The sequence below is a fragment of the Micromonospora craterilacus genome (assembly GCF_003236315.1).
In the GTDB taxonomy this organism is placed as follows: domain Bacteria; phylum Actinomycetota; class Actinomycetes; order Mycobacteriales; family Micromonosporaceae; genus Micromonospora; species Micromonospora craterilacus.
In genome coordinates, this window is record NZ_POTY01000118.1 from 1 (window position 1) to 20,647 (window position 20,647).

Consider the following 20,647-nt stretch of genomic DNA (forward strand, 5'->3'; position numbering starts at 1 on the left):
CCCATTGGGGTTTCCTATGTGCACTGTCGGCGCACGACGGTCGAACTGCACCGCCACCACCCACCCCGCGCCCTCCCGGCGCGAGCCCGGGTCGTGAGGTTAAGAAGGGGCCCCTCCTATACGCCAGGCGTTAAGAAGGGGCCCTTCCTTACATCTCAGTGCATGTGGGGGTAGGTGTGGTCGGTGGGCGGCACGAAGGTCTCCTTCATGGTCCGGGGTGACATCCAGCGGACCAGGTTGTGCCAGGAGCCGGCCTTGTCGTTGGTGCCGCTGGCCCGGGCACCACCGAAGGGCTGCTGGCCGACCACCGCGCCGGTCGGCTTGTCGTTGATGTAGAAGTTGCCGGCGGCGTACCGCATCTTCTCGGCCACCGCGTCGACCACCCGGCGGTCGGTGGCGAAGATCGACCCGGTCAGCGCGTACGGGGCGATCGACTCGGCCTGCGCCACCACGTCGTCGAAGCGGGCGTCGTCGAAGACGTGCACGCCGAGGATCGGCCCGAAGTACTCGGTGGTGAACGTCTCGTGTGCCGGGTCGCCGCACTCGAAGATCGTCGGCCGGACGAACCAGCCGACCGAGTCGTCGGCGGTGCCGCCGGCGATGACCCGGCAGCTGTCGTCGGAGGAGATCAGCTCCAGCGCGGCGGTGTGCCGGGAGAACGCCTTGTCGTCGATCACCGCGCCGCCGAAGTTGCGGAAGTCGGTGACGTCGCCGTAGGCCAGCCCGTCGGCGGTGGCGGCCAGCCGGTCGCGCAGGCCGCCCTCCCAGATCGACCGCGGCACGTACGCCCGGGAGGCCGCCGAGCACTTCTGACCCTGGTATTCGAAGGCGCCCCGGATCAGCGCGGTGTGCAGGGCGTCGACGTCGGCGCTGGTGTGCGCGACCACGAAGTCCTTGCCGCCGGTCTCACCGACCAGCCTCGGGTAGCCCCGGTAGGCCGCGATGTTCTCCCCGACGGTGCGCCACAGGTGCTGGAAGACCTTGGTGGACCCGGTGAAGTGGATGCCGGCCAGGTCCGGGTCGGCCAGCACCACGTCGGAGACCTCCTCGCCCCGGCCGGTGACCATGTTGATCACGCCGGGCGGCAGGCCGGCCGCCTCGAACAGCCGCATGGTGAAGTGCGCCGCGAACTGCTGCGTCGGGCCCGGCTTCCAGACCACGGTGTTGCCGAGCAGGGCCGGCGCCGAGGGCAGGTTACCGGCGATCGCGGTGAAGTTGAACGGGGTGACCGCGTAGACGAAGCCCTCCAGCGGCCGGTGGTCGAAGCGGTTCCACACGCCCGGCGAGGACATCGGCTGCTCGGCGAGCAGCTTGCGGGCGAAGTGCACGTTGAACCGGAGGAAGTCGATGAACTCGCAGGCGGCATCGATCTCGGCCTGCACGGCGGTCTTCGACTGGCCGAGCATGGTGGCCGCGTTGAGGGTGTCCCGCCACGGGCCGGCGAGCAGCTCGGCGGCGCGCAGGAAGATGGCCGCCCGCTCCTCGAAGGGCAGTGCGCGCCAACCCGGTGCGGCGTCCTTGGCCGCCTTGACCGCGGCCCGGGCGTCGTCGTGGGTGGCGTGCCCGGTGACCCCGAGCACGTGGGCGTGCCGGTGCGGCTGTACCACCTGGATCGACTCGCCGCCGGCCATCCGCTGCTCGCCCGCGATGGTCATCGGCAGCTCGATCCGGTCGGCGGCCAGTTCGGCGAGCCGCCCCTGGAGCCGTTCCCGGTCGGTGCTGCCCGGCTCGTAGGAGCGCACCGGCTCGTTGTGTGGCTCGGGTACGGAGAACACGGCGTCCATCAGGGCTCCTGGCGATCTCGACGGCGGTGGCGAAACCGGCCCCGACACGGGCGGGACCTCGGCCAATCCTCCCACGACGACCGGTGGCCGATCACACCCCGGCCACTCACTTACCGTTAATCAAGAGGCACTCGCTCACATCCGGAACGGATTCGTACCCGAGAGTGGTCGACGACCGAAGGAAAGCAGGCCCGTCGGGCGACGTGCGGGGTTCAGGCTGCCACCCGGGGCGGGCGCGTACGCTGGGTTGCCGGTGACGTACCCGGGCCAGGTCGTCGGGCTCGGCGGCGAAGGGGAGACGATGAGCAACCAGCCCGGTGGGTCGACCGCCGCGCAGCCCGACCGACCGGAGGCCCTAGCCCCGATCGACCGGATGGCCACCGCCACCGACGCGCCAGCCGGGAACCCGGCGCCCGCCCCGGGCACCCTGGCCCTGGCGCTGCTGGCAGTGGGCTGGTTGGCCGCGATGCTCTGGTCGACCCGGGAGGCGATCGACTCGGCCACCGCCGGGGTCACCGCGGTCAGCCTGTCCGCCTTCGCCCTGCCCGGCGTGATCTCGGCCGCGCTCGTCACCGGCGCCGCGGTGGGGCTGGCGGCCGGCGAACCCGTCACCCGCCGCCGCGATCGGATGACCCTGCGCTTCGCGGTGGCGGTCGGTGCCGGCCTGCTGGTCGGGCTCGCCGCCGCGCTCACGATCAACCTCAGCTACGCCGACAACACGACCACCCGAACGATCGCCGGCACCGCCGCCGCCGCGGCCATCATCGGCGGCGCGCTGGCCGGCGCCCGCAACGGCGCGGTGGTCGGCGCGGTGGCCTCCGCCGCGCTGGGCACGCTGGCCTTCGTGGTGGCCTTCAGCGTGGCCCGGGACCCACTGTTCGACCTCTTCGGCGCCGGTGACAGCCAGCAGTCGCTGGTCAGCGCGGCCACCTGGGTCTCCCGCACCGAGTCGCTGCTCGCCGGGCTCGTCGCCGGTGGCCTGGCCTTCGGCTACCTCACCTGGGCCCGACGGCGGGCCGCCCACAACGCTGCCACCGGACTGCGCTGGCCGGCGTACCTCGTCGCCGGTGCGGGCCCCGGGCTTCTGCTCCTGCTGGCCGAGGTGATCATCCGGGTCGGCGGGCGTTCCCTGATCGACCTGGCGGCGGCGCTGAGTGAGGCGGACGCGGTGGCGCAGACCTCACTCGGCACCTCGCGGGTGGACAACGGCATCTGGGTGCTGTTCGTCGGCGCGCTGACCGCCATGATCGCGTTCGGCCGCACCCTCACCCCGCCCGCCGAGGACGACGCGGCCGAGCCGCTCGACGCTGGCGCGCCGGAGCCGGCCACCGCCGACGAGTCGAGCACCGGCACCGCCGCCCGCTGACCCGGGGCAGTCAGTCCTGGCCGGCGGCGGCGCGCAGCAGCGACTCCAGCTCGCTGGGGTCGTACCACTCCAGTTCGTGGTCCTCGGCACCGTCGACGGTGAACTGGGCGTCCGGGTCACCGGCCAACGCCTCCACCACCACGTTCGCGGCGGCGGCGATGTCCGGCACGGCCTCGGCGCCGTCCACGTGGATGGCCGCCACGGCGCTGGCCGGCACTGCCGCGGCCAACTCCACCACGCTGGAACCCAGCTCACCGTCACCCCGGCCGAGCGCGGCGGCGGGCAGGTCTGCCGAGACCACCACCCGTCGGCGCGGCGCGGCCGAGTCGTGGCGGATCAGTTGCAGGGCGTCCTGGGCGGCCCGGGTGAAGGCGACGTACTCCAACTCCTCCTCGTCGCCCTCGGCGTACCACTCGCGCAGCGTCGGAGTCACAGCGTGCGCCTGCGCCGCGGCAAGGCCGTGCTCGGGCAGCCTGGCCAGCATCGGCACGGTCGCCGGCACGTACACCCGGACAAGCTCGTCGGTCACGGTTGGTCTCCCCCGTTTCGCTCCGCTGGCCGGCGACGCCGCCGGCCGGGCGTACGCCCACGCCGTACGCCGTGACCGTCATACACCCCGCACCCACCCTGGTGAAAGTTCCGGCCGAGATCGGGTGTGTCCGAGGCGCGGGTCGGCCGCGCCCCGCCGGCCCGGGTAGGTTACGCCGAAAGCAGCCGGCGATGGCAAACTGAGGCAAATGACGTCAACCCGGGGAGTTTTCGTGGAGCCGAGGTTCCTGCTCCTGTCCGACGTGGCCACCGAGCTGAACGTGTCGGACTCGCAGGTCTACCACATGGTGCGCAGCGGCGAACTACCCGCGATCAAGATCGGTGGGCGGGGCCAGTGGCGCGTGGAGCGCGCCCGGCTGGAGGAGTACATCCAGCGCAAGTACACGGAGACCGCCGAGTGGGTACGCGGCAACCCGCTGGCCGAGCGCGACCCCGAGTAGCCGCAGAACCACGGCGAGCCATTGACCGCAGGCTTCATCTTGGCCGAGAATGAACCCTGTCGAAGGCAAACGAAGGCAAACGCAGGGATCTGCGGCCGGCCCGAGGAGCAGGGGGCAGCGCGATGACCGACCCACGGCGACCCGGGCCGACCCGTCCACCCGTGCGGCTGCGCCCGGCGCCCGCGTTCGACCCTCCCTTCCTTGACGAGGACGCCAGCGGCTGGCCCGGCCCGGCGCACGGCCAGCTCGCCCTCGACCTCTTCGCGGCCGCCCAACGGTGGCCCGCCCGCCGCGAGCCTGACCGGCCGCCCACCCGGCGTACCGTGGCCCCCGGTCCGGGGGCCGGGCCGACGGGCACGCCGCTGTCGGGCGAACCCGGGGCGCGCACCCGTCCGACACCGTCCGGGCCGGGCCACGAGCCGGCCCGGCACCTGCCGCCCGGCGCCCTGGCCACGGCCACCCCGGCAGCCACCCGGGTGGCCCACCGCTTCGTCGCCAGTTGCCTGGAGGTGTTCAACGGTTTCCGGCCGCCGGTGCAGCTCCGACGCCAACTCGACCCGGCCCGATCCGCACAGTTGCTGCCCGAGCTGGCCCGAGCCACCGCTCGCGGCGGCCCGGCACGACGCCGCTCGACCCGGCCGGGCCTCCGGCTACGCCGGCTCCGGGTCTGCGAGCCCCGCCCCGCCGCCATCGAGGCCGCCGCCGTGCTCAGCGGCGCCGCCGGCAGCACCTGGGCGATGGCGCTGCGCCTGGAACACCGGCGCGGCACCTGGCTCTGCACCGACCTCCGCGTCCTCTGACCGCCCCGAGCGACCGCCCCGAGCGACCGCCCCAGGTCTGCCGCCCGAGCCGAGCCGCTGGATCGACCGGCCCTGGGCCCGGACGCGACGGAGCCGTGGTCACTGGGACCACGGCTCCGTCAAACCGTCACGGTGGAGACTCGATCAGCGCCGACAAAGTCGGCTTCCTGGGCCAGGGCAGGTTGGCTGCCGGCCTGACCGGTTAGCTGGCCGAGGTGCCGCCCGGGGCACCGTGGCAGCGCTTGTACTTGCGACCCGAGCCGCAGGGGCACGGCGCGTTGCGGGACGGGCCGTTGCTGGCGCTCGCCTGCCCCGACGCCGCCGCCTGGCGGGCGGTGCTGGACGCGACCCCCGGGCCGCGCAGGCCCCCGGCCGGGCGCTGAGGCGCCGTCGGGGCCGTCCGCCCCGGTGCCGCCGGCGTCGTCGGCTCCGGACTCCCGATGCCGAGCGCCGGGGCCCGCTGGTCGTCGCGCTGCACGGCGACCGCACCGGCGCCCGCCTCGCCGTCGATGGTCGGCGCGGAATACTGCAACCCCTGCTGCTGCGGCGCACGACCCAGGCCCTTGGCCCGGATCTCCACCGGCCGGTCCAGCAGCTCGACCTCCTCGGCCTCCGGCTCCGGCTCGTTGACCTGCACGTCGAGGTTGTAGAGGAAGCCGACCGTCTCCTCCTTGATGCCCTCCATCATGGTGGTGAACATGGCGAAGCCCTCGCGCTGGTACTCCACCACCGGGTCGCGCTGGGCGTACGCCCGCAGGCTGATGCCCTCCTGGAGGTAGTCCATCTCGTAGAGGTGCTCACGCCACTTGCGGTCGATGACCTGGAGCAGCACCATCCGCTCCAGCTGCCGGGTGCCCTCGGTGCCGAGCTGCTCCTCACGCCGGTCGTACGCGGCGTTCGCGTCCTCCTTGAGCTGGGCGACCAGGAAGTCGGCGTCGATGCTGGCGCGCGCGCCGCCGGCCTCCTCCTCCAGGTCCTCGACGGTGACGCCCACCGGGTAGAGCTGCTTGAGGTTGGACCACAGCTGGTCGAGATCCCAGTCCTCGGCGTAGCCCTCGGTGGTGGCCCCCCGCACGTACGCCTCGACCACGTCGTCGATCATGTTGCGGACCTGCTCGGAGAGGTCCTCGCCGTTGAGTACGCGCAGCCGCTCGGCGTAGATCACCTGGCGCTGCTTGTTCATCACCTCGTCGTACTTGAGGACGTTCTTGCGGATCTCGGCGTTCTGCCCCTCGATCTGGGCCTGCGCGCCCTTGATCTGGCGGGTGACCATCTTCGACTCGATGGGCACGTCCTCCGGGATGTTGAAGCGCTCCATCACCGCCTCGACCGCGCCGGAACGGAACCGCTTCATCAGCTCGTCCTGCAGGGACAGGTAGAACCGCGACTCACCCGGGTCACCCTGCCGGCCGGAGCGACCGCGCAGCTGGTTGTCGATCCGCCGGGACTCGTGCCGCTCGGTGCCCAGCACGTAGAGCCCGCCGGCGGCGGCCACCTCCTCGGCCTCGACGTCGCAGGCCTGCTTCCAGTTCGGCAGGACCTCCTCCATCGCCTTCTCGTACTCCTCGGCGTTCTCCACCGGGTCGAGGCCGCGCTGGCGCAACTCGCTCGCGGCGAGGAATTCGGCGTTGCCGCCGAGCAGGATGTCGGTGCCTCGGCCGGCCATGTTGGTGGCCACCGTGACCGCGCCCTTACGGCCGGCCTGGGCGACGATCTCCGCCTCCCGGGCGTGGAACTTCGCGTTCAGCACCGCGTGCGGGATGCCGCGGCGGCGCAACAGCTGCGACAGGATCTCGGAGTTCTCAACCGAGACGGTGCCGACCAGCACCGGCTGCCCGGCCTGGTGCCGCTCGGCGATGTCCTCGATCACCGCGTTGAACTTGGCCTTCTCGGTCTTGTAGATGACGTCGGCCCGGTCATGCCGGACCATCGGCCGGTGGGTCGGGATGGTCACCACGCCGACCTTGTAGACCTTGTTGAACTCGCCCGCCTCGGTCTGGGCGGTACCGGTCATGCCGGAGAGCTTGTCGTAGAGGCGGAAGTAGTTCTGCAGGGTGATGGTGGCCAGCGTCTGGTTCTCCTGCTTGATCTCCACCCCCTCCTTGGCCTCGATCGCCTGGTGCATGCCCTCGTTGTAGCGACGACCGTGCAGGATGCGGCCGGTGAACTCGTCGACGATCAGGACCTCGCCGTCGCTGACGATGTAGTCCTTGTCGCGCTTGTACAGCTCCTTGGCCTTGATCGCGTTGTTCAGGTAGCCGACCAGCGGAGTGTTCACCGACTCGTAGAGGTTGTCGATGCCGAGCCGGTCCTCGACCTTGGCCACGCCACGCTCGGTGACCGCAATGGTGCGCTTGGAGTAGTCGACCTCGTAGTCGCCCTCGCCGTCCTTGCCCGACTGCAGGCGGGCCACCACCCCGGCGAACTCGCCGTACCAGCGCGCGGAGTGCTCGGCCGGGCCGGAGATGATCAGCGGCGTACGGGCCTCGTCGATCAGGATGGAGTCGACCTCGTCGACGACGGCGAAGTTGTGGCCGCGCTGGACCAGCTCGTCCTTCGACCAGGCCATGTTGTCGCGCAGGTAGTCGAAGCCGAACTCGTTGTTCGTGCCGTAGGTGATGTCGCACTCGTACGCGGCGCGGTGCTCGGTGGCGGGTCGGTTGGGCAGCACCACGCCGACGGTCAGCCCGAGGAAGTCGTGCACCCGGCCCATCCAGGCGGCGTCACGCTGGGCCAGGTAGTCGTTGACCGTGACCACGTGCACGCCCTTGCCGGACAGCGCGTTGAGGTACACCGGCATCACCGAGGTCAGGGTCTTGCCCTCACCGGTCTTCATCTCGGCGATGTTGCCGAAATGCAGTGCCGCGCCACCCATCACCTGGACGTCGTACGGCCGCTGGCCGAGCACCCGCGCCGCCGCCTCGCGGCAGACCGCGAACGCCTCGGGCAACAGGTCGTCCAGAGTCTCGCCGTCGGCGAGCCGCTCTTTGAACTGCACGGTCATGCCGCGCAGTTCGTCGTCGGTGAGGTTGACGTAGTCGTCCTCGATCGAGTTGACAGCGGCGGCGATCGCCTTCAGGCGGCGCACCATGCGTCCTTCGCCCGCGCGGAGGACCTTTTCCAGAATCGACACGGATCAACGCTCCCCTAGACAGTCTCGAACCATCGTAGGCGTTCCACCGGGCCGATGGTCACTGGTGGCGGTGGTCAGCAACCGCGAAACCGACATAACACGCCTCACGCCCACCCGCAGGCCGGTTTTCCGGTTACGCCGTCGGCGAACGATGCGGCACGATGGGTCGAATGAAGCCCGTGGAGATCGACAACTCCGGCACAACCGCCGGGACGATCGAGGCGCACGGGGTGCGGCTGCGGCCGTTTCGCCTGGACGACATCGCCGACATCGCCGCCAGCTGCGCCGATCCGATGGTCCAGCGCTACCTCGACGCCCTGCCCAGCCCGTACACCGAGGCCGACGCCCGGTACTGGGTCACCGAAGGCGCGCCGGCGGCGTTCACCGCCGGCGGCGCCGCGTACGCCATCGCCGACCGGGCCACCGACCGGCTGCTCGGCGCGGTCGGGCTGAGCCACCCGGTGCCGCAGCGGGGCCAGGCCGAGATCGGCTACTGGGTCGCGCCGTGGGCGCGCGGCCGGGGGGTGGCCACCGCGGCCACCCGGGCGCTGGCCGCCCACGCCTTCGCCACCGGCACCGCCCGGTTGGAACTGCTCGCCCACGTCGAGAACGCGGCCAGCCAGCGGGTCGCGCTGGCCGCCGGATTCCGGCCCGAGGGGGTACGCCGGTCGGGTGGGCCGGCGCGGAGTGGCGGCCGGCGGGACCTGACGGCGTGGGTACGCCTCGCCGACGACCCACCCGGGCCGTCCCCACGCCCGCTGCCGGACCTGCCCGGCGGCCGGCTCACCGACGGCGTGGTCGTGCTGCGCCGCCTCGGCCCGGAGGACGACGACGAGATGTACCGCCTGCACACCGGCCCGGAGGTGGTGGCCAGCCGGGTACCGCCGGAGCCGCCCACCCGGGACGAGATCGACCGGCGCGCCCGTGGCGCGGAGAGCCAGTGGCTGGTCGGCACGGTCGCCAGCATGACCATCCTCGACGCGACCTCGGGGGCCGTCGCCGGTGGCTGCGCGCTGGTCCACGACCAGCCCGGCAGCGGCCAGGCGATGCTCGGCTACAGCCTGCTCCCGCAGTGGCGTGGGCGAGGCTACGCCACCCGCACCGTACGGCTGCTCGCCCGGTGGGGTTTCGACCACGTCGGGCTGGGCCGGCTGTGGGCCGGCACCCTGCCGGAGAACGTGGCCTCCCAGCGGGTGCTGGAGAAGGCCGGTTTCCGGCGCGAGGGGCTGCTACGCGGGCGGCTGCCCGGCGCGGCCGGCAGCCGGAACGACTCGACGGTCTTCGGCCTGCTGCCCACCGACCTGGCGGACTGACCGACCCGCCACGGGTTGCAGAGCGCCGCGCTGCGGAGAACCGGGCGCGCCGGCTCGGGTCGGGGCGACCCCGACCCGAGCCGGCGTCACCGGTCAGAGGGCCAGCGAGATGATGCCGTAGTCGTAGGCGTGCCGCCGGTAGACCACGCTCGGACGGCCGGATTCCTTGTCCTGGAAAAGGTAGAAGTCGTGGCCGACGAGTTCCATCTGGAACAGGGCGTCGTCGACGGTCATCGGCTCGGCGGGGTGGACCTTCTCCCGGGCGATGTGCCAGGGCTGGTCGTCGCCGTACTCCTCCTCGGGCCGCTCGGCTACCGCGGTGGCGGTGCCGGCGTCTGCCAGCGCGGGCAGGTCGGTCACCGGCAGGCCGGCGGTGGCGGCGGCGACCGACAGCGGCGCGTGCCGGCCGCGGTGGACCCGGCGCCGGTCGGCGGCGCGGCGCAGCCGGGCGTCGAGCTTGGCGATCGCCGCGTCCAGCGCGCTGTAGAAGTCGTTGGTGCAGGCCTCCGCCCGGATTACCGGGCCACGGGAGACGCAGGTTATCTCGATCCGCTGGCAATGGTCGGCCTGGCGCGGATTGCGCTCGTGAAACAGCTCGACATCGACACGAATTAGCTTGTGGTCGTAGCGTTCGATCTTCGCGAGCTTCTCTGCTACGTGTACCCGGTAATGGTCCGGCACTTCGACGTTACGGCCCTTGACCACGATGTCCACGTGACCTCCCTCTTTCGGACGGTCGTTGATCCGAGAACTCCGGTCGCACCGCTCCGGGGATGGCCCCACTCGGCGTCGACCGGTCAATACGGCTACGCCTCCTTTCACCGCCAGGAGCGGGTGGGCTGACCCTCCTACCCCCGACAGCCAAACGCTAACTCCTGTTTGCCCGGCCGTCACCCCTCGTCGCCAAGACCGGCTGGGAATTTCCACAGCTCATACACGAAGGGGTGAAACGGAAACACAATCGGTCACCGCTGGTGCCTTTTCTCCGTCGCGGCCAGCACCGCCGCCACCGACGGCGACAGCCCGTGCACGGTCAGCACGCGACTCACCGCGGCGAGGGTGACCCCGGTGGTGACGATGTCGTCCAGCAGCACCACGCTCGACCCCCGTGCCGCCGGGCCGGCACCCGGCCGGGCCCGGAACGCCGCCGAGGCCGCCGCCGCCCGCCCGGCGCTGTCCAGCGTGACCGAGTCGGGCCGGGACGCCGCGCGTACCGGACGCCGAACCTGCACCGGCCAACCCGCCGCGCGCAGCCGCCGCGCACAGTGCCGGGTCAGCCGACCGAGGTGGTCGCCGTAGCGGGCCCGGGCCGCCTGCGGGGTGTCCGGCACCGGCACCAGCACCACCGGGCGCACCGGGCCGACCGCCGCCGCCACGACCTCGGCGAGCAGGGCGCCCAGCGGCCGGGCCAGGGCATGCCGGCCGTGGTCCTTGTACGCCAGCAGCGTCTCCCGCAGCGGCCCGCCGTACGCCCCGAGGGCATGACAGGGCGGCAGCCCCGGCGGGGCCGGTGTCGGCCGCACCGGCCCGGGGCGCAACGCCCGCAGCGCGGTCACGCAGTCCGGGCAGACCCCGTGCCGTAGCCCCGACCGGCGGTCCCGGCAGCCGGCGCACTCCGCGGGCAGCACCAGGTCGGTCAGGTCCGCCCACAGCCCGGCCAGCACGGCGACTCAGTAGAGGAAGAACGGCGCAGTCGGGCTGCCCGCACGCACCCCCGCCGGCGGCGGGGTGACGTCCTGGACCTGCTCGCGGCGGATCTGCTCGGACGGGTTTCGGTAGGCGACGCCGTTGGCCTCGTACATGAACGAACCGGCCAGCGGGGTGCTGGGATTCGGGGTGCTGGGATACGCGGCCAGGTGGGTGACGTCGGTGCCCACGTCCTCCCGCAGCCGGGTTTCCAGCGCGCCGTCGACGCTGACGTCGTAGATCGCCGGGCGGCCGGCCGAGCCGGCCACCACCAGCCGGTTCTCGCCGGACCAGTCCACCGCGGTCGGGTTGACCAGGGAGGTGGCCAGGCGCCGGGCCGGACCGACCGCGGGCAGCCCACCCTCCCAACTGATCGCGGCGACGTGCAGCGCACCACCGACGATCAGGGCGATCCGGTGCCCGTCCAGGGCCGCCGCCACCGCGCTGACCGGGTCGGTCAGGCCGAGTTGCACCGGCCGCATCACCGCCTGGTCGTCGAAGCGGTACAGCTTGCCGTCGGCGACCACCAGCCCGTACGACCGGCCGTCGCTACCGCGGAGCCAGACCGGCCGGCCGATCTTGGCGTGGTCGGACTCGGCCGTCGAGAGGACCTCCACCCCGTTCTGACCACGGCCGACGGCCAGCCGCTGCCGTCCGTTCTCCCCGGCCACCACCAGGGCGGCCAGGATGTCCTTGTCCTTACCGACGCGGCGCAGCCCCGCGGAGACCACGTTGCGGTTCACCTCGGCAACCACCGGCACCGCCCCGGCGGACTCGTTGGCCAACGCGAGCGGGTGGATCGCCCCCTCGTAGACACAGAACCGCAGCGCGCCGTCGTCGAGCTCGTACAGCGGGTACGCCGTCCGTTGCTCGCTCAGGTCGATCGTCCGGCGCGGCTGATTGAGGATCTTGATTTCCAGGGTGTGCACGAGCTCCGGCAGCGACCAGGCCAACTGGATCCCGAGTTGCCTGAGCCGTTCCTCGTCGACGCCGGGCATGTCGAGGTTGACCTCCCACCGGCCGTCCGCACCGGTGGCATTGTTGATCATTTCGGTGCGGTCGGGCAGGCCGGAGACACCGACCCGCAGCCACTCGGAGGGACCCGCGGTCAGCCACCGGACCACCTCGCTCACCCGGCGCTCGGCCGGTACGGCCGAGGAGAGATACCGCTGGTCCGACACCAGCCGGGAGCGGTCGGAGCTCCAGAAGTAGATCGACTCCGCCTGGTAGTACAGGCGCAGTGCCTCGTCGCTGAGCAGCAGCACGTTCGGCGGGTCGCTGACGAAGTAACCGCCGTCGTCCTGGCCCACCGGGCCGGCGCTGACCAGACGGAACTCGTACGTCGACTCGGTGGCCAGCGGGGGCACCAGCATGCCGTTGGCCCGCAACAGGCCGACCTGCTGCACGGAGATGGTGACCTTCATGCTGTCGACGTCCGCCTTGATCACCGGATCGTCGGTGAGTCGTACCACCGACAGCGCCACCTCGCTGCCCTGCTTCTCCTGCAACCTGGCCCGGTCGGCGGAGGTGATGAACCGCTTGACCCGCTCGTACGCCCGATCCGGTTCGCCGGCCGCCGCGGCCAGGAAGTTACGCACGAAGGCGTCGGCATCGCTGCGGCTGGCCTCCCGCGTCGGCGGGTCGAGGCCCCGCCCCAGCGACCAGTTCGTCTCGGCGGCCGGCCCGCGCTGCTCGATCTGCACCTCGGTGCGGTCGGGAATGCCGCAGCCGACCGCCGTCATGATCAGCGCTCCGCTCAGCACACCACCCAGCAACCGTCGCCTCACGAACCCACCTCCGCGCGCCGCTCGGGGGTGGGCGCAGGGCCGACCGCCAGCGCCCCGCCCGGGCCCGGCCCGATGGCCAGCAGGCCGCTGCTGGCCGGCGCCCCGCCGAACGGCAGCGTGGCGTCCGCCGGCACCAGTCGCAGCGGCGAGGTGGTCAGCCGATCACCGGCCCGCGCCGGCACGGTGAGCCGGAACTGGGCGCCCTGCCCCGGCGCCCCCCACGCCTCCAGCCAGCCGCCGTGCAGCCGGGCGTCCTCCAGGCTGATCGACAACCCCAGCCCGGTGCCGCCGGTCTGCCGAGCCCGGGACGGGTCCGCCCGCCAGAAGCGGTTGAACACCAACTTCTCCTCGCCCGGCTTGAGCCCGACGCCGTGGTCGCGGACGGTGAGCGCGACGGCGGTCTCGTCCATCCCCAGGGTGATCCGTACCGGCCGGCCCTCGCCGTGCTCGACGGCGTTGCCGACCAGATTGCGCAGCACCCGTTCGACCCGGCGCGGGTCGATCTCGGCGATCACCGGGGCGGCCGGGAGGTCCAGCTCGATGGCCACCCCGACCCGCTCGGCCAGCCCGGACAGCCGGTCCACCACCCGGTGCACCACCGGCACCAGGTCGGTCGGCTCGGCGTCGAGCACCGCGAAACCCGCGTCGAACCGGCTGATCTCCAGCAGGTCGGTCAGCAGTTCCTCGAACCGGTCCAGCTCGGCCTGGAGCAGCTCGGCACTGCGGGCCACCGCCGGGTCGAACTCGTCCCGCTCGGCGAAGATCAGGTCGGCGGCCATCCGGACCGTGGTCAACGGGGTCCGCAGCTCGTGCGAGACGTCCGAGGTGAATCGGCGCTGCAACCGGGACATCTCCTCCAGACGCAGGATCTGCCGTTGCAGGTTGGTGGCCATCTGGTTGAACGACGCGGCGAGCAGGGCCAGATCGTCCTCGCCGTTGACCGCCATCCGCTGGTCGAGCAGCCCGGCGGAGAGCCGCTGGGCGGTGCGGGCGGCCACCCGCACCGGGGTCACCACCAGCCGGGTCACCAGCGCGGCCAGCAGGCCGAGCAGCAGCACCAGGGCGGCCCCGGTGCCCACCACGGTGGCGCGCGCCTGACCGGCCGTCTGGTCCTGCAGAGTCAGCGGTACGAAGTAGTACAGCTCCACCTGACCGAACCGGGTCGGCACCGGAGAGCCGTAGACCAGGTACTTCGTCGTCTCCCCGTCGGCGGTGAGCCGGCCGGTGCGGATCTGGTTGGCCACGTGGCCGCCGGCCACCGCGGCTTGCAGTTCGGGGCTGATCAGCGACCGGACGTCCACCGCAGGCGAGGTACGCGGCTCGATCGCGTCCTCGTTCTCCGCGGTGATCGCCACCACCACCCCGCTGGTCTGCTGCGGGTAACCGCCGGCCAGGTAGTTGACCGTCCCGTCGATGGTCTCCTGGAGCTGGGCCTCCTGGGCCTGGCTGTAGAGGCTGAACTGCTTCGCCGCGTAATCCGCGCCGCCGATCAGCCGCAGCTGCACGTCGGTCTTGGCGTTGTCCAGCAGGATATTGGTGATCTTGTCGGCGATCAGGTACGCGAACCCGCCGACCAGCAGGCTGGACGCCACCAGCGTGATGGTCACCACCCGCACCTGCAACGAGCGTCGCCAGGTCTGGTGCAGCCCGGCCAGCAACCGGGTGACCCGGCCGCTGAGCCCACGCCACAACTCCCAACCGGCACCACGCCGGCGGGACGTCGTGTCAAGATCCGGAATCGGGGAGGTGGTCACAGTGTGACCAGGCTATCCGGTACCCGCCTTATAGCCCACGCCCCGCACGGTGAGGATGATTTCCGGCCGCTCGGGATCCGGTTCGATCTTGGCACGCAACCGCTGCACGTGCACGTTGACCAACCGGGTGTCCGCCGCGTGCCGGTATCCCCAGACCTGCTCCAGCAGCACCTCCCGGGTGAAGACCTGACGCGGCTTGCGGGCCAGCGCGACCAGCAGGTCGAACTCCAGCGGCGTGAGCTTCACCTCCTCGCCGTTGCGGCTGACCGTGTGCGCCGGCACGTCGATGGCGATCTGGTTGCCGGGCGGGCCGATGGTGAGCATCTCCGGCGCCGCGTCCTCGCCGCGTCGCAGCCGCGCCCGCATCCGGGCCACCAGCTCCTTGGGCTTGAACGGCTTCACCACGTAGTCGTCCGCCCCCGACTCCAGGCCGAGCACGACGTCGACCGTGTCGCTCTTGGCGGTCAGCATGACGATCGGCACTCCCGACTCGGCGCGGATCGCCCGCGCCACGTCGATGCCGCTCATTCCGGGCAGCATGAGGTCGAGCAGCACGATGTCGGGCCGGTTGTCGCGGAACGCGGCCAGGGCCCGTTCCCCGTCCGCCACGAAGGAGGGCATGAAGCCTTCACTGCGCAGGACGATGCCGAGCATCTCGGCGAGCGCGGGGTCGTCGTCGACCACCAGTACCCGGGCTCTCATGGGGTTAATGTTTCCATCCCGTTCAGGTCAAGTGGGTTCGGCGTCACCCGGCACGCTACTGCCCACATGCGCCCTGTGCCCAGCACCGGCCGGTTGCACCGCCTGCGCGAGGCGCCCCATCGGGCGGGGCTCCACCCGGTTGCACCGCGCGTGGCACCATGATCCCTGGCTACGCCGCCGCGCGCCACCGCCCCCGGCTCCAGGAGTACGCGTGCCCGAAACAGGCCCGACCGCCGTACTCCCCGGCCGCCCGCTCACCGTCGGCGAGCTGCTCGACTCCGCCGTACTGCTGCTGCGTGGGCAGGCGACCGCCCTGCTCCCGCTCGCCGCCGCGCTGGCCGTCGGCGAGCAGCTTCTGCTGCTGCCGCTGCGTACCGCCGTCGGCGCCAGCCCGCCGCTGTGGTGGGTACCCGACCTCGGCGGCCTCGCCCCCTTCTGGTTCCTGCTCGGCGTCGGCGCGGCGACCGAAGCGATGATCATCATGCTGCTCGGCAACCCGGCCACCCGCGCCGCCGGCAACGCGCTGCTCGGCCACCGGGCCACCGCCCGGCAGCTGCTGCGACCCACCGGCGCCCGCTGGGGCGCCACCGCCCTGCTCTGCCCGCTGGTCGGCGCCGCGATGCTGCTCGCGGCCCTGCTCGGCCCGGCCTGGTTCGTCGGCTTCGCCCTGCTCGGCGCGGTGACCCCGGCGCTGGTGCTCGACCGGGTCGGCCCGCTGCGCGCGGTGGCCCGCGCCGCCATCCTCGCGCTGCGGGTCGACGGCCGCGGGGCCGCCCTACGGGTGCTGGGCTACCTCGTCTGGTGGATCATCCGGGTCGGCCTCGGCTGGGGCCTGTTCACCGGGCTGTCCACGCTCGGCCTAGTCACGGCGGGCTGGGCCGTCGCGGTGGCCACGCTGGTCTGGGCGGCCGTGAACGCGGTCGCCTACGCCGCGTTGGCCTGCCTCGACGCGGTCGTCCACCTGGAGACCCGGATCCGCACCGAGGGGCTGGACATCCACCTCTCCCGCGCGCCGGCCGGCGTACCGCAGGCGGCCCTGCTGGCGGTACGCGGATGAGCTTCAGCCGGTGGTGGACCGAGACCACGGCGGCCCTCGGCGACCAGGTACCCCTGTCACTGGTCACGCTGCTGCTGGTGCTGGGCACGGCGCTCGCCGCGGCGGCCTGGTACACCCACCCCGCCTGGGTGCCCCGCCGGCTGCCCCGGCTGCGTCGGCGACGCCCCCGGCGGCCAGCCCGGCCGGCCGCCACCAGCACCGCACCCACGCCGGCCACCGACGTGCCTCCGCCGGTCGCGCCGCCGGCCAGCACCGCCTCGCTGGCCGAGCGGCTGGCCGCCGAGGGCCGCTACGACGAGGCGATCCGGGAACGGCTGCGCGCCATGCTCCACGATCTCGCCGACCGGCACCTGGTGCGGGTCCGGCCCGGCATGACCGTCACCGAGGTGGTCACCGCGGCTGCCGCCAACCACCCACCGGCGGGCCCGCCGCTGGCCGCCGCCGCGACCATCTTCGCCGAGGTGTGGTACGCCCAACGTCCCGCCACCGCCGACCACGACCACCGGATGCGCGACCACGCCACCCAGCTGCGACACCTGCTCGCCGACGAACCCGCCGAAGACGCCGGAGCCGACCGGCGTACCGCGGGCGCGCCGGCCGGCACCAGGGTCGACCGGCCGTCCGCGCCGAGCGGGGAGCCGACAGCATGACCACCGTGCACCGGCCCCGGCGCCGCCGGCACCGGATCCTGATCCCACTGCTGCTGGGCGCGGCGTTGCTCGCCACCACGCTGGTCACCCACGCGGTCGACCAGCCGGACCAGACCGACCAGGGGTTCCTGTCCCCGGTGGCGACCGGCGACGACGGCGGCAGCCGGCTGGCCGCGAGCCTGGCTGGGCGCGGGGTCGTGGTGCAGCGGGAGACCGACACCATCCAGGCGCTGCGGGCCACCCGCTCCGGTCCGTCCATCCTGTTCGTCCCGGCACCGGAGCTGTTGCATCCGCAGACCGTCGACGACCTGGGCCGACTGCCCTTCGGCACCCGGCTGGTGCTGGTCGACCCGCCCCGGCGGGTGCTGGCCGCCGCCGGGCTGCCACTGCGGCCGGCCGGCCGGCGCTGGGCGGCCCGGGCCGTCGGCCCGCACACCCCCGAGCCCTGCCCGCTGTCCGAGGTCGCCTCCGCCGCGACGGCCGCCGTCGCCCGACAGCAGTACGCCCCCAGCGGCGCCCCGGGCAGCGTCGACCTCTGTTTCTCGGCCGGCCTGGCCCGTTTGCGCGGCCCCGCCGAGAGCGTGGTGGTCGGCGCCAGCGACCCGTTCCGCAACAGCCGGATCGACGAGTGGGACAACCACACCTTCGCCACCGGCCTGCTCGCCACCGCAGGCCGGGTGGTCTGGCTCGACCTGGACGGCCCCGCGCCACCACCACCCGGGCCCAGCCCCGTGCCCACCACAGAGCTGCCCGATTCCGAGGGCTACGGCACCGGCACCGGCCGGCCCGAGCCGGGGAACGGCGACGGCGGGAACGGCACTTCGGGCGACCGGCCCCGCGGCGACGCGTCCGGCTCCGGCGGCCCGGACCAGACCGGGTCGCCGAATCCGCTCTGGTCCGCCTTCCCGCCCTGGTTCTGGGCACTGCTGCTGCAACTCGCCCTGGCCGCACTGCTGATCGCCGCCGGGCGGGCCCGCCGGCTCGGCCCGCCCACGCCGGAGCCGCTGCCGGTGACCGTGCCCGCCGCGGAGACGGTTCTCGGCCGGGCCCGGCTCTACCGGCGGGCCCAGGCTCAGGAGAGCGTCGCGCAGACGCTGCGGGCCGCCGCCCGGTCCCGGTTGGCGCGCCGGCTGCACCTGCCGGCCGACGCCCCGCCCACCGACGTGGCCGCGGCGGTCGCCGCCAGCACCGGCGACCGCCCGGACACCATCCGCGAACTGCTCTACGGTGACGCCCCGGCCACCGACCAGGACCTGCTGGAGCTGGCCGGCGACCTGGACCGCACGACCCGTGGCCCGGCACCCGCGAACACGGCCCCGCCGGCCGGCACCGTTCCGGAGCCGCCGGCCACGAAGCCGCCGGCCACGAGGCCGCCACAGCCGCGAACCGAAGGAGACGCCCGGTGACCCGACCCGCCACCACCGCCGACCCGCTCACCGCCGACCCCACCCGGGCCGCGCTGCACCGGCTACGCGCCGAGGTGGCCAAGGCGGTCGTCGGGCAGGACGGCGTGGTCACCGGGCTGATCGTCGCCCTGCTCTGCCACGGCCACGTGCTGCTGGAGGGCGTACCGGGAGTGGCCAAGACGCTGCTGGTGCGTACCGTGGCCGCGGCGCTCGACCTGGATGCGCGGCGGGTGCAGTTCACCCCCGACCTGATGCCCGGCGACGTCACCGGCTCGATGGTCTTCGACTCGCGGACGGCGGCGTTCACCTTCCGGGAGGGGCCGGTCTTCACCAACCTGCTGCTCGCCGACGAGATCAACCGGACCCCACCGAAGACCCAGTCCGCCCTGCTGGAGGTGATGGAGGAACGGCAGGTCACCGTCGAGGGCGAGCGGCGTACGCTGCCCGACCCGTTCATCGTCGCCGCCACCCAGAACCCGGTGGAGTACGAGGGCACCTATCCGCTGCCGGAAGCCCAGCTGGACCGGTTCCTGCTCAAGCTCACCGTGCCGCTGCCCAACCGCGAGGAGGAGCTGGGCGTGCTCCGCGCCCACCATGCCGGCTTCGACCCGCGAGACCTGACCGCCGCCGGGGTACGCCCGGTGGCCGGCGTGGCCGACCTCGCCGCGGCCCGTGCGGCGGTGGGTCGGGTGCACGTCGCCGAATCGCTGCTCGGCTACGTGGTCGACCTGTGCCGAGCCACCCGCGCCACCCCCGCGCTGGAGCTGGGCGCCTCGCCCCGGGGGGCGACGGCCCTGCTCGGCACCGCCAAGGCGTGGGCCTGGCTGACCGGGCGCGACCACGTCGTGCCCGACGACGTCAAGGCAATGGCCCGGCCCACCCTGCGGCACCGGCTGCGGCTGCGCCCGGAGGCCGAGTTGGAGGGTGTCGGGGTGGACGCCGTGCTGGACACGGTGCTGGCCGCCGTGCCCACGCCGCGATGACCTGGCGGGCGGCGGCGCTGCTCGCGGCGGGCGCGCTGACCCTGCCCGCGTGGCCGGCACCGTTCGTCGGGGTGGCGGTGATGACCGGCGCGGTCCTGCTGCTGCTCGCCATGGACCTCGCGCTGGCCGCGCCACTGCCGGCGCTGGCCGTCGAGCGCGCTGGCGAACGCGCCGTCCGGCTCGGCGGCACCGCCACGGTCACCCTGCACCTGCGCAACACCTCCGGTCGTACGCTGCGCGCCCAGGTCCGCGACGCCTGGGTGCCGTCGGCCGGGGCGCGGCCGGACGTACCGCCCGCCCGCGTGGTGGACGTCGCCCCCGGTGAGGTGGTGGCACTGCCCAGCCGGCTCACCCCGACCCGCCGGGGTGACCGCCCTGCGGTGGCACTGACCGTCCGCTCGCTCGGGCCGCTCGGGCTGGCGTTCCGGCAGCGGGCCGGCCGGCCCGCCACCCCGCCGTGGACCCTGCGCGTGTTGCCCCGTTTCGACTCCCGCCGGCACCTGCCGGAGAAGCTGTCCCGGCTCCGTGTCGTCGACGGTTCGCAGGTCGGCCGGGGACGCGGCGCGGGCACCGAGTTCGACACCCTGCGCGAGTACGTGCCCGGCGACGACGTCCGCTCCATCGACTGGCGGGCCAGCGCCCGCCGCGCCGAGGTGATGGTGCGCACCTGGCGGCCGGAACGGGACCGGCGGCTGGTCTGTGTGCTGGACACCGGACGCACCTCGGCGGTACGGGTCGGCGACGAGCCCCGGCTGGACACCTCGATCGACGCCGCGCTGCTGCTCACCGCGCTGGCCGCCCGGGCGGGTGACCGGGTGGACGTGCTCGCCGTCGACTCCGCGCCCCGGGCGTCGGTCACCGGGGCCGAGCGGCCGGCGCAGTGGCCTCGGCTGGCGCACGCGCTGGCCCCGCTGCAGCCCGCGCTGGTCGAGACCGACTTCCGACTGATCGCGGGCGAGTTGCTACGGCGGCACCGCCCGCGCAGTCTGGTGGTGTTCCTCACCGCGCTGGAGCCCGGTGCGCTCGGTGAGGGTCTGCTGCCGGTGCTGCCCCGACTGACCGCCCGGCACCGGGTGCTGGTGGCGGCGGCGCAGGACCCAGTGCTGACCACGCTCACCACCGAGCCGCCGGGCCGACCCGAGGACGCCTACACCGCGGCCGCCGCCTGGCGTACGCTCGCCGAACGCGACCGCCTCACGGCGGCCCTGGCCCGCCACAACGTGCTGGTGGTCGACAC

Annotated in this window: 17 protein-coding genes; 9 read left to right on the forward strand and 8 right to left on the reverse strand. The window is 73.2% G+C overall.

Annotated elements, in window-relative coordinates:
* Window positions 1-155: 155 nt before the first annotated feature.
* Entirely contained in the window at window positions 156-1,784 is a 1,629-nt protein-coding gene (gene pruA, locus C1I95_RS18855) for an L-glutamate gamma-semialdehyde dehydrogenase (RefSeq protein ID WP_111215137.1), read from the reverse strand.
* Window positions 1,785-2,085: 301 nt separating this feature from the next.
* Between pruA and C1I95_RS18860 the strand changes: the two genes are divergently transcribed.
* On the forward strand, window positions 2,086-3,150 hold the full coding sequence (locus C1I95_RS18860; protein ID WP_111215150.1) for a hypothetical protein: 1,065 nt from the start codon (window positions 2,086-2,088) through the stop codon (window positions 3,148-3,150).
* A 10-nt stretch (window positions 3,151-3,160) separates the two neighbouring features.
* Here the strand turns inward: C1I95_RS18860 and C1I95_RS18865 are convergent, their stop codons facing one another.
* A complete protein-coding gene (locus C1I95_RS18865) occupies window positions 3,161-3,679 on the reverse strand; it encodes a DUF6912 family protein (protein WP_111215138.1) in 519 nt (172 codons plus the stop codon).
* A gap of 208 nt (window positions 3,680-3,887) precedes the next feature.
* Between C1I95_RS18865 and C1I95_RS18870 the strand changes: the two genes are divergently transcribed.
* Complete coding sequence (locus tag C1I95_RS18870; protein WP_199523813.1) at window positions 3,888-4,139, forward strand: helix-turn-helix domain-containing protein; 252 nt, start codon at window positions 3,888-3,890, stop codon at window positions 4,137-4,139.
* A 122-nt stretch (window positions 4,140-4,261) separates the two neighbouring features.
* Window positions 4,262-4,939 (forward strand): Rv3235 family protein, encoded by a 678-nt coding sequence (locus tag C1I95_RS18875; protein ID WP_111215140.1) that lies wholly within the window; start codon window positions 4,262-4,264, stop codon window positions 4,937-4,939.
* A gap of 202 nt (window positions 4,940-5,141) precedes the next feature.
* On the opposite strand, the gene secA is transcribed toward C1I95_RS18875, so the two are convergent.
* A complete protein-coding gene (gene secA, locus C1I95_RS18880; protein ID WP_111215141.1) occupies window positions 5,142-8,072 on the reverse strand; it encodes a preprotein translocase subunit SecA in 2,931 nt (976 codons plus the stop codon).
* A gap of 170 nt (window positions 8,073-8,242) precedes the next feature.
* On the opposite strand from secA, the gene C1I95_RS18885 reads away from it, so the two are divergent.
* On the forward strand, window positions 8,243-9,385 hold the full coding sequence (locus tag C1I95_RS18885; protein ID WP_111215142.1) for a GNAT family N-acetyltransferase: 1,143 nt from the start codon (window positions 8,243-8,245) through the stop codon (window positions 9,383-9,385).
* Between the two features lie 93 nt (window positions 9,386-9,478).
* Here the strand turns inward: C1I95_RS18885 and hpf are convergent, their stop codons facing one another.
* The 5 genes from hpf to mtrA form a co-directional block, all read right to left on the reverse strand.
* On the reverse strand, window positions 9,479-10,099 hold the full coding sequence (gene hpf, locus C1I95_RS18890) for a ribosome hibernation-promoting factor, HPF/YfiA family (RefSeq protein ID WP_111215143.1): 621 nt from the start codon (window positions 10,097-10,099) through the stop codon (window positions 9,479-9,481).
* A gap of 251 nt (window positions 10,100-10,350) precedes the next feature.
* Window positions 10,351-11,013 carry a ComF family protein gene (locus tag C1I95_RS18895; RefSeq protein WP_111215151.1) on the reverse strand — a complete coding sequence of 221 codons (663 nt, stop codon included), beginning with the start codon at window positions 11,011-11,013 and terminating at the stop codon, window positions 10,351-10,353.
* Window positions 11,014-11,055: 42 nt separating this feature from the next.
* Window positions 11,056-12,858: an LpqB family beta-propeller domain-containing protein gene (locus C1I95_RS18900; RefSeq protein WP_111215144.1), complete on the reverse strand. Its 1,803-nt coding sequence runs from the start codon at window positions 12,856-12,858 to the stop codon at window positions 11,056-11,058.
* Window positions 12,855-14,612, reverse strand: a complete 1,758-nt coding sequence (gene mtrB / locus C1I95_RS18905; RefSeq protein ID WP_111215145.1) for an MtrAB system histidine kinase MtrB — start codon at window positions 14,610-14,612, stop codon at window positions 12,855-12,857. Before mtrB ends, C1I95_RS18900 begins: the two co-directional genes overlap by 4 nt.
* A gap of 12 nt (window positions 14,613-14,624) precedes the next feature.
* Window positions 14,625-15,314 carry an MtrAB system response regulator MtrA gene (mtrA, locus tag C1I95_RS18910; RefSeq protein WP_111215146.1) on the reverse strand — a complete coding sequence of 230 codons (690 nt, stop codon included), beginning with the start codon at window positions 15,312-15,314 and terminating at the stop codon, window positions 14,625-14,627.
* A gap of 211 nt (window positions 15,315-15,525) precedes the next feature.
* Here mtrA and C1I95_RS18915 point away from each other — a divergent pair, with 211 nt between their 5' ends.
* The 5 genes from C1I95_RS18915 to C1I95_RS18935 all read left to right on the forward strand — a co-directional run.
* On the forward strand, window positions 15,526-16,371 hold the full coding sequence (locus tag C1I95_RS18915) for a hypothetical protein (protein WP_111215147.1): 846 nt from the start codon (window positions 15,526-15,528) through the stop codon (window positions 16,369-16,371).
* Window positions 16,368-17,021, forward strand: a complete 654-nt coding sequence (locus tag C1I95_RS18920; RefSeq protein WP_199523814.1) for a DUF4129 domain-containing protein — start codon at window positions 16,368-16,370, stop codon at window positions 17,019-17,021. Before C1I95_RS18915 ends, C1I95_RS18920 begins: the two co-directional genes overlap by 4 nt.
* Window positions 17,018-18,427, forward strand: a complete 1,410-nt coding sequence (locus C1I95_RS18925) for a DUF4350 domain-containing protein (protein WP_199523815.1) — start codon at window positions 17,018-17,020, stop codon at window positions 18,425-18,427. The genes C1I95_RS18920 and C1I95_RS18925 overlap by 4 nt, the downstream gene beginning before the upstream one ends.
* Window positions 18,424-19,410 carry an AAA family ATPase gene (locus C1I95_RS18930; protein ID WP_111215148.1) on the forward strand — a complete coding sequence of 329 codons (987 nt, stop codon included), beginning with the start codon at window positions 18,424-18,426 and terminating at the stop codon, window positions 19,408-19,410. Before C1I95_RS18925 ends, C1I95_RS18930 begins: the two co-directional genes overlap by 4 nt.
* Window positions 19,407-20,647: DUF58 domain-containing protein (locus C1I95_RS18935; protein ID WP_111215149.1), on the forward strand; the 1,241-nt coding region annotated here is incomplete at its 3' end. The genes C1I95_RS18930 and C1I95_RS18935, both read left to right, overlap by 4 nt.